Genomic DNA, 14,731 nt, shown 5'->3' with positions numbered 1-14,731 from the left:
CGTGTCTTACCTAAATTAACTTTGTCAAGTTAAACTTGTAGTTATTTTTCAATCTTTTCGAGCAAGCTAAAACATTGATATCAAAGCCTATTAAGTCTTTTGCTAGACCTTGACGTTTATAACTTTCCCCGGACGAATTTCTAAAACAGTGACGTTTGAAAAAGTAGTACGATCCCATAAACTTCTGCCGTATAAATATTTTATTTGAGATTAACCATGAACCTCAAGGCTCATTGTTTTAATAATTGCCTTGCTCTACTTACGACTCTGGTGCTCGCAATCCCACTTATCCAAATGACCACAGTTTTGTTACAAAACTTTATAATTATTGAAGTCTGCAAGCAATCACTGAGGAATGTAATGGCGCGAAGCTTCCACCGCAAGTGATTCGCATCACTGTCGCTGTAGAATAAACTATGACATAGAGAAGTAACTGGCATTCCTAGCGCCCAACATTATGAATTCCTATACATGGATTTTGTTCCTGATAACGTTGTGTGTATTTGGGAAACTGTAAAACCGAATTTCAACAAGGTTATCGGTTCGAGATCCGTTACTATCAACAATAAAGACAATTGTTAAATAGCACACTAACCGATTGTGCTGGCTTAAACACCAATTTTGATATCTGACAATACACCTTTGTGCATAGACCGCGAGGCTTGCTCCCAATAAGATAAATGAAAGCCGTGTTACAACAACTACGCAATTGAGAAGCACGTCTGGTGAAGATTTGGCTTCTTAAAAACCCCCTCTTCCAACTCCTTGTCCAAAATCCCTCCTTAAAACCCTCAAACAGCTTCTTGTAAAGTTTTATAAATTTTATAAGCTGATTTGGATAAAAGCCGTGCTTATCTTCTGAAAACTTTTATAGGAGTTTCTTTCTATATGAAGGAGTCCCAACTGAAAGAACTAGCTTTAAAAGCCCAACAACACCCCCTGGGTTCAACGGCTAGACGAATAGCGTTATCAAAGCTTATCGAGGGTCTTTATCGATCGCGTAAACTTTGCTCCCCATACCAAGGGAGATTTTCTCAAGTCTATCAACATATATATGAGGAGGCAGTACAAGACCTATTCTTATACATCTGTAAAAATATAGACAAATACGATCCCGAACGTGCTGAATTTACAACCTGGGTCAATATGTTACTCAGTAAGCGTTTTTTTAAAGAAGCTGTTTCCAAAGTCGTTGGTAAAGCCAACGAAATAAAGGTAGAAGCATCTTTTCTAGAAAACCTAGAAGATTTGGCACCAAAAGACAACGAACAGGATTATATATCTGATTTCTTGAAAATCAGACGGTATATAGAAAAAGATCCACAAGGAGTTTTTCGACAAACCCGGATCAAAAGTTATCCCAAGGTGAATTTTCAAGAAATAGCGATCAAAAAATGGTCTGGTCTATCTTGGAAAGACATTTCAGAAGAATTCGGCATTCCCATTCCAACATTAAGTAACTTTTATCAAAGGAGTTTAGATAAGTTTCGCCATGAATTCAAAGAATTGTGCGAACGATATGTATCATAAACAAAAAACTTGAGTCATATGACAACTCTTTCAACATTTACTGGTCTGATATCTCCAGTCTCTCGGAGATTGGCTGAAAAATGGTCAAAACAGCAAGCTACACCCGAAAAAGGTCAGCAGGTATTGCTGAATATCTTGTGTGTATCCTTCGTGAATTTTTACCTAGAATGTATGGGATTTGAAACGGAACTAGAAGCTAGTGACAGTTGGAATCCCTTCAACCAAACTCTTATGGATGTAGCCGATTTATGCATTAAGAATTTGGGTAAATTAGAATGCCGTCCCGTGTTAGAAAATTCACAGACTGTCTACATACCGCCAGAAGTTACATCAGACCGGATTGGCTATGTAGCCGTGCAAATAAGCAAAACATTACAAGAAGCCAAGTTATTAGGGTTTGTTAAAAAGGCATCAATGAGTGACTTACCTATCAATCAATTACAACCTCTAGAAAACTTACTAGAATATCTAGAAGAATGTACAAAACTACAAAAAGCCAAACCATCCAATCAAAACTTTGTGAATTTACAAAAATGGTTGGAGAACTCTTTTGAAGCAGCTTGGCAACCCATTGAATCTCTTTTACAGAATGAACCAGCTTTGCAGTTTAGAAGCACTAAAGAAGGATGTAGCAGCATTGTAGAAAGGGCTAAGCTGATTGATTTCGGGATACAAGCTAATAGTACTTCAGTAGGGATAGTTGTTAAGATCGGTCACGAGAAAGATAACAAGAACGAAATAAAAATTATTGTGGAGTTACATCCAAACAACGGTCAAGAATACTTACCACCCTTACTTCATGTCATGATTTTGGATGAGGAAGAAACCGCCATTATGGAGGCTAAAGCTAAAAATGATAATAGAAAAATTGAATTACAACTGAGTGCTTCCCTAGGAGATAACTTCAGTGTAAAAATAACTATGGGAGATGTCAGCGTCATAGAAAATTTTGTCATCTAAGAGGATGTTTATGAAGTCTCAATTCATACTTGCCTTTGCGACTATAAGTCGCGGCTATACAAGCAAAACCCACCTACGTGGGTTGCAGAACCTGGATTCTTTTTAAGTCCGCGTAGGCGGACTTCGTTTGTGTAGTAGCGAATTCTATTCGCCCCTTCGTTTGTGTAGTAGCGAATTCTATTCGCCCCGTCAGATCGCCGACCGTGAATTTATTAATAATTGACAGGCTTAAAGTAGATTGCAGCCTATGAAAAAGTTAATCGTTTTAAAGCTAGATGGGGATTTAGAAAATGGTGTACAAGTAACGTTAGAAATTGGTCAAGAAAATGAACGACCCTTTCGAGAAGTTATAAGTCATTTGCCAAAAGCACCTAAATTGGCTCTGGCTGTTCATAAATGGCAATCAAACTATCATAGTTTAGGTAACTCTAATCGTGCAGTCAAAGCAGTAAAAGTTACCTATGTTAGTTCCATAACGCATGAACTAGAAAAGTGCAATGATGCTGCTCAAAAACTAAAAAAATCTTTAAATAATTGGTTGCTAGCTGAGTCCTTTCGACCTATACGAGAGAGTTGGATAAAATATTTATCCTCACATGAACAAGCACGGATATTAATTCGTACATCTTGCTCCCAGTTGCATCAAATACCTTGGCATTTATGGGATTTAATTGAAGATTACCCTAAAGCTGAGATGGCTTTGAGTCTATCAGAATATCAACAAACTGCAAGAGTCAAAGCACCAACTTATAGAGACAAAGTTAAAATTTTAGCAATATTGGGTAACAGTACTGGTATTGATATTCAAAAAGATAGACTGTTCTTAAAAGAATTATTAGATGCCGAGCCTACTTTTTTAATAGAACCCCAACGCCAAGATATTAACGAACAGTTGTGGAACCAAAACTGGGACATCCTATTTTTTGCAGGTCACAGCCAGACTGAGAAAGACAGTGGTCGAATATATATCAATCAAACGGATAGTTTAACAATAGAAGAACTCAAGTATGCATTAAGAAATGCTGTTAGTCACGGTCTGCAACTGGCAATTTTCAATTCTTGTGATGGCTTGGGATTAGCCTATGAGTTAGAAGCACTCCACATTCCTCAAACTATTGTCATGCGGGAACCAGTACCAGATCGAGTAGCACAGACCTTTTTAAAATATTTTCTCACAGCTTTTGCTTGTGATGGTAAATCCTTATATCAAGCAGAGAAAGAAGCAAGATTAAAACTACACGGTCTTGAAGATAAATATCCCTGTGCTTCTTGGTTACCAGTCATTTTCCAAAATCCTGCTACAGCACAGCCAACTTGGGACAATCTAGGGCGTCGCTTCACAAAAATCTGTCCCTATCGCGGTTTGTTCGCCTTCCGGGAAAAAGATGCCCAATTCTTTTTTGGGCGAGAAAGTTTTACTGACATCTTAGCAGACGCCGTACAACATCAGCCCTTGGTTGCTGTCATCGGTTCTAGCGGTAGTGGGAAATCGAGTGTCGTTTTTGCAGGTTTGGTAAAACGTTTGCGAGATGCTGGTAACTGGCATATCATTGACTTTCGACCAAGTTCAAGACCCTTGTTTTCTCTAGCTTCTGCAATTGTTTCTCAAACAGAACCCAATCTTGAACGCATTAGCCGCCTGGACTCCATTAAAAACATTGTGACTAACTTGCAGCTATTTGAAGATACTTTGCGGAATGTGGTGGACGATATTATCGGAGAAAATCCTCACAAACGTCTGTTGCTGGTTGCTGACCAGTTTGAAGAACTGTACACTCTTTGCAGAAACCCACAAGAGCGCAAAACTTTTTTAGATAGATTATTGGAAGCGATCGCTCGCTGCCACAATTTTACTCTTGTTATCACCCTGAGAGCTGATTTTCTCGGACAAGCACTGTCTTACCGTCCCTTAAGCGATGCCTTGCAGTATGCCGACCTAAAACTAGGTCCAATGACAGACTCTGAACTGCAAGATGCGGTAGAAAAACCTGCGGCGTTACTGGGGGTGACAATTGAGTCCGGGCTTGTAGAACGTATTCTTTCCACAGTAAATGCAGAACCAGGGAATTTACCCTTATTAGAGTTTGCCCTAACTCAGCTTTGGGCAAAACAACTTGATGCACAACTGACACACACTGCTTACAACGAAATAGGGGGAGTAGAAGCAGCATTGGCTTGTTATGCAGAAGAAGCATACAACCAGTTAAACTTTGAAGAAAAGGAAAGGGCGCAACGGATTTTCGTGCAACTCGTGCATCCAGGAGAAGGAACAGCAGATACCCGCCGGATTGCTACACGGGTTGAAGTGGGGGAGGAAAATTGGGATTTAGTAACCCGTTTGGCATCATTTCGTTTAGTCGTCACGGGACGCGATGAGAAAACTGGCTCAGAAACCGTAGAAATCGTCCATGAAGTCCTCATTCAGAATTGGAATCGGCTGAATTTGTGGATGCAACAAGACAGGGAATTTCGCTGCTGGCAAGAACAGTTGCGAGTTGCAATGCGGACTTGGGAAAGTAGCAATTTTGACGAAGGAGCGCTGTTGAGAGGGAAGCCTCTTTCTGATGCCGAAGATTGGTACATCCAACGCCTAACGGAACTGGGTAATCAAGAGAGAAGTTTTATTAGGCACAGTCTGGAACTGCGGAAGCGAGAGAACAACAAACGCAAGCGCAGACGGCGAGTTATTATTTTAGGACTCACCATAGGTTTGGTGTTAGCCTCAGGTTTAGCTGGGGTAGCTTGGTGGCAAAAGCAGAATGCAACTAAAAACGAAATCAAAGCTATCAATGCAACGTCAGAAGCACTGTTGACATCAAATCAGGAGTTTGATGCACTCATAACAAGTTTGAGGGCATCGAAAAAACTCAATGACATTCTAGCTCCTCTGGCATTTTATTCTGGGGAAAAAGCTGAGATTCAGAAAGAAGTGAGCGCTTTATTACTTGAAGCTATATATAAAGTCAAAGAGCGCAATCGATTGTCAGGGCATAAAGATGAGGTCACAGATGTGAGTTTCAGCCCGGATGGTAAAATCATTGCCACTGCCAGTAAGGATAAAACTGTCAAACTGTGGAATTTAGATGGCACTCAATTACAAACCCTTCAGGGGCATAAAGCTTTGGTTCATAGTGTCAATTTTAGCCCTGATGGTCAAACAATTGCCACCGCAAGTTGGGATGGAACTGTCAAACTGTGGCAGAGTTCCGGTCAATTCATTGCTAATCTTCAGGAGAGTAAAGACGCAATTTACAGTGTCAGTTTCAGCCCAGATGGGAAAATTATTGCAACTGCGGATTTTGGCGGCAATATTCAACTTTGGACTCCTCAAAGGAAACAGATCGCAACCTTTAAGGCGCATAACAAAGCAGTCTATTGTGTGAAGTTTAGCCCAGATGGCAAGACAATTGCTACCGCCAGCGCTGATGGCACTGCCAAACTCTGGAACCTTGGTGGAAAAGAACTTCACACCCTAAAGGGACATAAAGATTGGGTTTGGAGCGTTAATTTTAGCCCCAATGGTCAGATGATTGCGACTGCGAGTAGCGATCGCACTGTCAAACTTTGGAGTCTTGAGGGTCAGGAAATAAAAAGCTTGGACGGTCATAAAGATTCAGTCACTAGTGTCAGTTTTAGCCCTGATGGCAAAACAATTGCGACGGCTAGTACTGACAAAACCCTCATCCTCTGGAGCATTGACGGCGAGAAACTCCAAACCTTAAGCGGACACAACAATTGGATCTGGCGCGTCAGTTTCAGCCCGGATGGTCAGACGATCGCTACTGCTAGTAAGGACAAAACTATCAAACTTTGGAGGATACTTGGTAAAGAACTCATGGTTCTGCCAGCGCATAACAAAACGATTTACAGCGTGAGTTTTAGCCCTGATGGCAAGACAATTGCTACCGCCAGTGGGGACGGGACTGTCAAGTTTTGGGCGCGTTCCGGTGAATTACTCGCTGTCCTTAAAGGGCATAGTAGTGCAGTCACTGCGTTCGGCCTCAATCCAAATGCAGAGACAATTGTGACTGCAACTGCTGATGGTACTGTCACTCTTTGGAGTCGTAAAGGAGAGAAAATTACCACTTTCAAGGGACACGAAGAGTGGATTTGGTGTGTGAATTTTAGCCCCGATGGTCAGACTTTTGCCACTGCCAGCAAGGATAAAACCGTCAAGCTTTGGAGACAAGATGGTAAATTACTGCGTATTATAAAGGCACATGACGATACTGTCAACAGTGTCAGTTTCAGCCCTGACGGCAAAACTCTCGCCACTGCCAGTTGGGACACAACTGCCAAACTGTGGACAACAGAAGGTCAATTAATCAGAACTTTCACAGGACATCTTGATGGAGTCCATAGTATCAGTTTCAGTCCCGACGGTAAAGCGATGCTCCCAAAGGGAGCCGCGCAAGGCGCGATCGCAACCGCCAGCGAAGATAAAACTGTCAAACTTTGGACAACAGAAGGTAAACTCCTCAAAACCCTCACCGGGCATAATGCTGGAGTGTTCCGAGTTCAGTTTAGCCCGGATGGCAAAGCGATTGCAACCGCCAGTTTAGACCATACCGTTAAACTCTGGAATCTTGACGGTAAAGAATTACAAACCTACAAAGGGCATGATGATTCCGTGTGGAGCCTCAACTTCAGCCCCGACGCTCATACCCTAGCCTCTGGTGACAACACCGGAAGATTGATTTTGTGGAATTTAGACTTAGAGTCAGACGGGTTACTCGCGCACGCCTGCGATTGGGCGCGTGATTATTTGGAAAATAACCCCAATGTGAGTGAGAGCGATCGGCATCTTTGTCGTGGAATTGGTAAGAAATGAAAGCATTTTTGGTAGAATTCTGGTGTTGAGCAACTCTTAGCTTGCCCATAGACGAGGATTCGGGTCAAGAAGGCGTTAGCGTTTCATCCTTACATTACATTGCTTCTTTCTTGTTCTCAAATAATGTATTCATTGGAAGTCTCTTAGGAGGGGGTTTAGGATGGCGAAACCTGGTTTTTGGAACATAGCTAGAAAAAAGCCTGCATTTCTTAGGTTGCGAATTATCCTATTAGTTTTGCTAGGGCTGATTTTCAGTAGTGGTGTTTCTCTGTTGCTATCTGATTCCAGACTTATGGCTCAGAACCCCTCCTTACCTACAGGGAAGTTATTTTATGCTTCTACTTCAGTCTCTTCCACTAACGAACAAGTTAAAGCACCCTCAAACACAGAACAACTGATGCAACAAGGGAAGACTTTATACCAAGCAGGACAATTTGCTGAGGCGGCGCAAAGTTTCCAGCAATCTGCACGGGTTTATGAGTCCCAAAAAGATGCGTTCAACCAAGCTTTGGCGTTAAACTATCTTTCTTTAACTGAGCAAAAATTAGGACAGTGGAAGCAAGCCAGTGAAACTATTACAACTAGCCTCAATTTATTAAACCAATCAAAATTGAATACGAGTGACACCAAACAAGTTCTTGCCTTAGCTCTCAACACTCAAGGCAGTTTGCAATTAGCATTGGGACAAGCTGAAAATGCATTGGAATCGTGGCAAAAAGCTGCCAACATCTATGCCGAAATTGGCGATGCTGTGGGGAAGACAGGTAGTTTAATTAACCAAGCTACAACCTTCCAATCTTTGGGGCTTTACCGACGGACAATGGGAATATTCGCGCAGATAGAAAAAAATTTGCTTTCCATACCAAACTCCCTTGTGAAAGTTTCTGGATTGCGAAGTTTCGGCAATGTCTTGCTAGCAAGTGGGGATATAGATAAGTCCCAGCAGGTGCTGGCAGAAGGTTTGGCATTGACGCAACAGTTGCCAGCATCACAAGAAGAAAGTTCTATTTTACTGAGTTTAGGCAATGCTGCTTTTGCCTTGGGCAACAGAAATCTACTCCAAGATACTCTCAACGCTGAAGATAATTTTCTACCGTCGCACTGCGGACAAGGGACAATAGCCCAGAGCGATCGCCCTTGGCGCAAGCCGTACCCGGCTTATCGCTCCTTGAACTTCTCCCAGAAGGAGAACCGCGTAGCGGGTATGCAAACAAATAATGCCAAGTCTTACTACACAAAAGCAATTGATTATTACCAGAAAAGTGCGAATACGTCAACTTCAACACTAACTGCCGTACAAGCACAACTGAATCGCTTGAAGGTATTACAGTCTCTTCAAGAGCAACCAACGAATGAGGATTTGCGAGCCATTCAATCTTCGCTCTCAAATTTAACTTCCAGTCGAGGCGCAGTCTATGCCAAGGTGAACTTTGCTCAGAGTTTAGTTTGTCTTGCAAATGGGGATCGGGAGATAATTGAGCTATTAAATACGGCTGTGCAACAAGCGAGAGACCTCAAAGATATACGTGCTGAGTCTTATAGTTTAGGTTATCTCGGTCAAATTTACGAGATGTCTAAACAATGGTCACAAGCACAGCAATATACTGAATCAGCCTTAAATCTTGCCCAGATGATTAATGCTCCTGACATTGCTTATCAATGGCAATGGCAACTAGGACGCCTGCTGCTTGCTCGGGACGATATTAAAGGTGCAGTTACAGCTTACACTGCAGCAGTGGAAACTTTGAAATCTATACGTAGTGACTTGGTAGCCCTCAATCCCGACGTTCAATTTGACTTTCGGGATGAAGTAGAACCTATTTATCGACAGCTCGTTGCATTGCTTTTACAACCTTCCCAAATCTCCTCCGCAAAAGCAGGAATAAAAGAAGAAGTCAGCCAAAAAAACTTAAAACAAGCTCGTGATGCCATTGAAACTTTACAGTTGGCTGAACTAGACAACTTTTTTCGAGATGCTTGTATTACCGTCCAGCCAACGCAAATTGACGAAGTGGTGGATAATACTAATCCACCCACAGCAGTTTTTTACTCAATTATTTTGGCAGATCGTATAGAAACAATTGTCAAATTACCGCTTTCTCCAGAATTACGACACTACACAACTGATAAACCCAAAGCCGAAGTAGAAAGCACCTTAGAAGAACTGCGACAAAAACTAGAACAACGCTACACATTCCGCGATCGCGAAGAGCTTTCCCAAGAAGTGTATAACTGGATTATCAAATCGGCCATTCCAGATTTGGAGAAAAGCAAAGTCAAAAATCTCGTCTTTGTGTTAGATGGTTCGTTACGGAACATTCCGATGGCTGCACTTTACGATGGCAAACAGTATCTTATAGAAAAGTACAGCATTGCCCTATCACCTGGCTTGCAACTCCTAGCACCCAATCTAAAACGGGAACGATTTGAAGCTTTAACAGCTGGACTCACACAATCTCGCCTCGATTTTAGTCCTTTACCCAACGTCGCCGATGAATTGCAGCAAATTGCAGCAGTTATTCCCTCCAAACAACTCGTCAACCAAGATTTTACGGACACAAGTATTGAAAACCAAGTCGGTTCTGCTTCTTACGGAGTCGTTCACCTCGCTACCCACGGCAAATTCAGTTCCCAACTCCAAGAAACATTCATACTAGCTTGGAATGGCAAGATTAATATTAAGCAACTGCGCGAAGTACTCCAAACAAGAGAACAAGTCCTCCGACGTTCATCTCGCGTACCGCCCCCCATCGAATTACTTGTCCTGAGTGCTTGTGAAACAGCAGCTGGAGATAAACGAGCAGCTTTAGGGCTAGCGGGAGTCGCTGTGCGTTCTGGCGCAAGAAGTACCCTAGCCTCATTGTGGCAAGTAGACGATCGATCTACATCTATGCTGATGAGTAAATTCTATCAAGAGTTAACATTAGACCCCAACATAACCAAAGCAGAAGCTTTACGTCGCGCCCAACTGTTCGTTTTGCAAGATAAAGGACATCCATTTTACTGGGCACCTTATGTCTTAGTAGGGAATTGGCTTTAAACGATTTTGGATTTTAGATTTTGGATTTTGGATTTTGCGGAAAAAGTCTCTGTAGCAATTCTCTACTACTGGTTTTTTCTAAAAAACGTTACCAAAGATTGCGAGGAAATTTTGAGAAGTGGTCATGAGCTGAAAAGCTAGATAAGCCTATCAATTGCACTTTCTCCTGACTACTAGCATTGGTGAGGACATATACGAGGTACAAAAACGTACAAAATTAGTCTATTTTTAAAAAAATAAACTTGCCAATATGTCAGATTTGACATAATCTAGCAGTAACAGATAAATGATGCATTCAAATGACAAACCGCTCGTTTGGCTTAGTGGTGAGGTAAAGACGAGATGTAGTAATCAGACAATTGGAGTTCTTATGGATATAGAAAAACGCAAGCGTTTAGAAGCTGCTGGGTGGACTGTTGGCACAGTGGAAGATTTTTTAGAACTTTCTCCAGCAGAATCTGAACTTGTAGAATTAAAATTAACGTTAAGTCAGCATTTTAAAGAAGTTTCGGACAAGTCAACACATTTCCCAAGAAACTCTCGCAAAACGTATGAACTCAAGTCAATCAAGAGTTGCAAAAATAGAGGCGGGAGATCCATCTGTTACTGTCGATCTGCTTGTTCGCGCCTTATTTTACACGGGTGCAACGCGAAAAGATATTGCAGAAGCGATTCTTTGTGGAAGTGAGGATAAAAATTAGCGTATGAATGCGCTCGGGGAAAAAACTATCCCGATCCGTTTCGATTTCAATTTGCACTTAACCAATTCTGCTGTTGCAATCGCTGCCACGCTTTGCGTATATGTTCTGCTTTAAAGATGGTGCGTTTTCTCTGACTCCATGTATGCACTAATTGTATCGCCAGCTCACTATCTTGGGCGGTTAGAACTTCTTTGGTAGCTACCCAGTGAACTGTGGCCAATAATTCCATGCCATAAGGGGTTTCAAAGCCGATAATCAGGTTGCTAATTCGCTCTAACCGCTCCTGGGCTGATGCGTCATTGGCTAAAAATGCCTGTGCTGCTTCCCTTCCGGCTGGTAAGACGTAAATCTCTGCGCTTTCAGCTTTGGCTGTGCCATCTCCATAACCGCGAATGTAATGCCCTTCTATGTGTTTTAAAACATGATTTAGGTTATGGGCATAGGGGCCATATTTATGTTTTACGTACTCAAGGCGCAGTGGTTCACCTGCTTCCTGCAAAAAATAAGCGAGTTTTTGGATTTCTAGTTTAGTTAATTCATAACCGGGAATGCCGTACAATTCCAGCAAGCGAATGAATAAAGCACGGGCGCGAGTCATATTTGGTGTTTTGCTGACCACTGGCATTTGTGCTGCTGCGGGTGCGCCGCTTGGCTCAAAGATAATGACGTGGACATCTGGTAGTGGGGCAAAGGCTGATTCGATTAAGGGTTTTACTTCAGCCCAGTCTAAGCCGCCGTTACCGCATCCCAGTGGGGGAATGGCGATGGAGGTAATACTTAGTTGCTGTACTTGGGCGACTAATGCCACCAGTCCGGTTTTGATATCATCTAATTTAGATTTACCTTTCCAGTGGCGTTTGGTGGGGAAATTAATAATGTACTGAGGGTTAAATAAGTTACCTGTAGCAACAGTAAACATTTGTCCGGGCTGCACTTGTCCGGCACGACAAGCTTTTTCGTATTGGTGGAAGTTTTCTGGATAAGCTTGTTTAAATTGCAAGGCTATACCTTTACCCATGACACCCACACAATTAACTGTGTTTACTAAGGCTTGGGCTGGTTCTGTTAATAAGTTACCTTGCTTAATTTCAATCATCGCTTTTGTTGGTATTAAATCATTATAGTTGCTATTTTGACAGATGTAGTCGGCATTGAGCCGAGATACGCGGCTCAATGCCTAGTCTGAGTAATTGATACTTGCTAACTAGTAATAATTTATTACCAATTACTGTTGACCTATGACTAAATTATACTAAAAAACTAGCAACTTAATTTAAATTTTCTGACACTAATGTATGAAAAATTTTAATAATACCAACTTGAATAAATCTTCACTGGTGTTTCTAAATTAAAGTTGGTAAGGATTTTTGGATAAAGATTTAATATTTGTCAAAGCAGAAGTATCAAGCATCCGCCAGCGCAGACAATTTGTTCAACATCAAATTCTAGCAGGACAACACGCATCAAAAGCACAAGTTTTAAAGTTAGCAGAAAGTCATCATTGTTTCCATTTCTCCGGTCATGCTGAGTATAATTTCGAGCAACCTCTCGATACCTATCTCATGCTTTCCCAAGACAACGCACAGAACCTCACCCTTAGTAGCATCTTGAGCGATTTGCAGATGCAGAATGCAGATTTAGTCACTCTCTCAGCTTGCTGTACGGGGCTTGTAGATGCCTTTCAACCCAGCGATGAACATCTGGGATTGGCAACAGGCTTTCTGCTGGCTGGAGCAAAAGCAGTCATTGGAAGTCAATGGAAAGTCAATTCTATTGCCACCGCCTTCCTCTTTGATGAGTTCTACAGGCAATTTAGTTGCGAGCGCTCATAAAGCAGTTGCTTTGCACTCATGCCCAAAACTGGCTGCGACGCTCCACGGCTGTTGAACTCAGAGAACGAGCAAAGACCTGGGATTTGAGTATACTAGAACCAAAAGAAAAGTTTCGTTTGGAGAGGGCGCTGAAACGTTTGCACGATGAACATTCGACAATCCTTATTATTGGGCAGGATTTATATTAACTGGTTGTTAAAACATGAATCACTGGGACAACAACAAGCTTATTGGCAAAATTGTTACTTTATCGTTGTCAGTGCTGATTGTCAACATATGATAGACCTTCAATAACGCACTCTTACCAAATCGGGAGTCAAGTTTGCTTACCGCTGCGTGCCAGCAACTCCAAGGCATCGACAAAAAAGGAATTTTCTGATTATATATATTTAAGGAGTAATATACTATGAATACAGAACAAAAGGTATTAGAAGTTAGTGCAGCACAAATTACCAAATCTTTGTTATCAGATTTAGAAGAACTATCAAGATGTGCAGGAGAGCCTTATTCTGCAGTTTTTGCGGACAGCATAATACGGAAAATGCGTGAGATGGTTGATAAATGTATGGGTGACCCATATACAGAAGTAGTGGTAGCGCTACATGATGCATTAGCACATCAAAATCGCTGGCTTGATTATACGGCAGAACAGTATCAAGGTGCTTATAATTTATTCTTATCTTTAGTCGCTCGGGGAAAAATTGATAATACAGAAGTTGAAAACTCAATTATAGCTTTAGAAAAGCTAGGTTTTAATACCCTACCTTTTAGCATCAATTTTGACGACAACTCTCAAGAAGAGTTAGAGTTCTAAAGATTATGTCAGATAAATTAATTGAAGAAAGACAAGATAAGGAGCGTTTTTTAGATACCTCAGTTGTTCGTTCATTATTACTGGCTACACAAATCTACCAAAATTATTTAAATGCTCTCATTGGCAACCAACAGCTTTATATTTCCACCTATATTCAGATGGAAATAAAACGGAGTTATCTAATTAATTTAATTTCTTTTTATTTTATTTTACGTTTCGATGCTATTAATACTATAGGAGATGCCATTAGTCTATGGAGCAATAGATTTAAAGGCAGCGAACTTAAGGCTGTTTTGCAGTTTATCCCTCAATTTTTTAGTGATTATCAATTTCATCTTGACAATCCTCAAAATAAAGAAAAAGCTCTCTACCTTTTAGCAAGCTATATCAAGCGTTTTGAGTTGTTGTTGAGAACAAAATTTAAGGAAACAAAGGATTCTACAGCCTGCGCTCGCGCTCTTGTATCACTTAATGTTGATTTAAAAAACCCTGTACCTGGTTTGAGAAAATTTGTTTCGGAATTTGGAGATGTTAAAACCTGCCGAAGTAAATGTCAAATAGAGCAGTTTCTTTTAAAGCAGCATCCTTCAGAAGTAGATAAATTAGTTGAAATAGCCAAAAAACTACCACGAAATACAAACACCAGAGGATTTCTTAATATTGCTAATAATCTGAAAGAAATATTAGCAACGGGTGCAACAGCTTGTGACTGTAAAAGATGTGAAAAAATTGGAGATGCTGTTATAGCTTTAAATGCACCCCGTAATATGCAATTGGAGCATACTGATAGCTCCTTTGATTATTTATGTCCCCCAATTAACCAGCCTCATTATAAACATCCTTCAGAAAATCAGGTAGTCATGAATATATCTGTAACTAACAATGATGAAGATTAGGATATTGGGGCTGACAAGCTAAAAGCAATCATATCGTTGGTGCTCAAAGTCAATTGATTAGTCTTTGGGATGTATATGTCTGTTGTGTACCTGTGTATAAGCTGCAACAGGACTGTTAAGACTCAAG

The 14,731-nt window shown here is 41.1% G+C and carries 10 protein-coding genes; 9 read left to right on the top strand and 1 reads right to left on the bottom strand.

What is annotated here, in order from left to right; genetic code table 11:
* Nucleotides 1-888: 888 nt before the first annotated feature.
* The 5 genes from WA1_RS20055 to WA1_RS60000 all read left to right on the top strand — a co-directional run bounded on the left by WA1_RS20055 (nt 889) and on the right by WA1_RS60000 (nt 11,062).
* Entirely contained in the window at nt 889-1,530 is a 642-nt protein-coding gene (locus WA1_RS20055; RefSeq protein ID WP_017741763.1) for a sigma-70 RNA polymerase sigma factor region 4 domain-containing protein, read from the top strand.
* Between the two features lie 18 nt (nt 1,531-1,548).
* Nucleotides 1,549-2,490, top strand: coding sequence for a DUF1822 family protein (locus tag WA1_RS20050; RefSeq protein ID WP_017741764.1), 942 nt, complete (start codon nt 1,549-1,551; stop codon nt 2,488-2,490).
* A 247-nt stretch (nt 2,491-2,737) separates the two neighbouring features.
* Entirely contained in the window at nt 2,738-7,321 is a 4,584-nt protein-coding gene (locus WA1_RS20045) for an nSTAND1 domain-containing NTPase (RefSeq protein ID WP_017741765.1), read from the top strand.
* A gap of 160 nt (nt 7,322-7,481) precedes the next feature.
* Nucleotides 7,482-10,361, top strand: coding sequence for a CHAT domain-containing protein (locus WA1_RS20040; protein ID WP_017741766.1), 2,880 nt, complete (start codon nt 7,482-7,484; stop codon nt 10,359-10,361).
* A 551-nt stretch (nt 10,362-10,912) separates the two neighbouring features.
* Nucleotides 10,913-11,062: a hypothetical protein gene (locus WA1_RS60000; protein WP_017741767.1), complete on the top strand. Its 150-nt coding sequence runs from the start codon at nt 10,913-10,915 to the stop codon at nt 11,060-11,062.
* Between the two features lie 46 nt (nt 11,063-11,108).
* On the opposite strand, the gene darG is transcribed toward WA1_RS60000, so the two are convergent.
* Nucleotides 11,109-12,236: a type II toxin-antitoxin system antitoxin DNA ADP-ribosyl glycohydrolase DarG gene (gene darG / locus WA1_RS20030; RefSeq protein WP_272819183.1), complete on the bottom strand. Its 1,128-nt coding sequence runs from the start codon at nt 12,234-12,236 to the stop codon at nt 11,109-11,111.
* Nucleotides 12,237-12,429: 193 nt separating this feature from the next.
* Between darG and WA1_RS20025 the strand changes: the two genes are divergently transcribed.
* From WA1_RS20025 to WA1_RS20015, 4 genes are all read left to right on the top strand, one after another.
* Complete coding sequence (locus WA1_RS20025) at nt 12,430-12,894, top strand: CHAT domain-containing protein (protein ID WP_017741769.1); 465 nt, start codon at nt 12,430-12,432, stop codon at nt 12,892-12,894.
* Nucleotides 12,879-13,082 (top strand): hypothetical protein, encoded by a 204-nt coding sequence (locus WA1_RS55125; RefSeq protein ID WP_148662725.1) that lies wholly within the window; start codon nt 12,879-12,881, stop codon nt 13,080-13,082. The genes WA1_RS20025 and WA1_RS55125 overlap by 16 nt, the downstream gene beginning before the upstream one ends.
* A gap of 218 nt (nt 13,083-13,300) precedes the next feature.
* Nucleotides 13,301-13,708: a hypothetical protein gene (locus WA1_RS20020; protein WP_017741771.1), complete on the top strand. Its 408-nt coding sequence runs from the start codon at nt 13,301-13,303 to the stop codon at nt 13,706-13,708.
* Between the two features lie 5 nt (nt 13,709-13,713).
* Nucleotides 13,714-14,604 (top strand): hypothetical protein, encoded by an 891-nt coding sequence (locus tag WA1_RS20015; RefSeq protein WP_017741772.1) that lies wholly within the window; start codon nt 13,714-13,716, stop codon nt 14,602-14,604.
* Nucleotides 14,605-14,731 lie beyond the last annotated feature (127 nt).

The sequence above is a fragment of the Scytonema hofmannii PCC 7110 genome (genome assembly GCF_000346485.2).
Classification (GTDB): domain Bacteria; phylum Cyanobacteriota; class Cyanobacteriia; order Cyanobacteriales; family Nostocaceae; genus Scytonema; species Scytonema hofmannii.
Note: the sequence above shows the minus strand (reverse complement) of the source record. Positions and strands in the feature narration are given on the sequence as shown.

What these genes read in the sequence shown, in the direction of transcription:
- WA1_RS20045 (WP_017741765.1), top strand. Translation starts at nt 2,738, where the DNA reads ATGAAAAAGTTAATCGTTTTAAAGCTAGATGGGGATTTAGAAAATGGT.
- WA1_RS20055 (WP_017741763.1), top strand. Translation starts at nt 889, where the DNA reads ATGAAGGAGTCCCAACTGAAAGAACTAGCTTTAAAAGCCCAACAACAC.
- WA1_RS20040 (WP_017741766.1), top strand. Translation starts at nt 7,482, where the DNA reads ATGGCGAAACCTGGTTTTTGGAACATAGCTAGAAAAAAGCCTGCATTT.
- WA1_RS20020 (WP_017741771.1), top strand. Translation starts at nt 13,301, where the DNA reads ATGAATACAGAACAAAAGGTATTAGAAGTTAGTGCAGCACAAATTACC.
- WA1_RS20015 (WP_017741772.1), top strand. Translation starts at nt 13,714, where the DNA reads ATGTCAGATAAATTAATTGAAGAAAGACAAGATAAGGAGCGTTTTTTA.
- WA1_RS20050 (WP_017741764.1), top strand. Translation starts at nt 1,549, where the DNA reads ATGACAACTCTTTCAACATTTACTGGTCTGATATCTCCAGTCTCTCGG.
- WA1_RS60000 (WP_017741767.1), top strand. Translation starts at nt 10,913, where the DNA reads ATGAACTCAAGTCAATCAAGAGTTGCAAAAATAGAGGCGGGAGATCCA.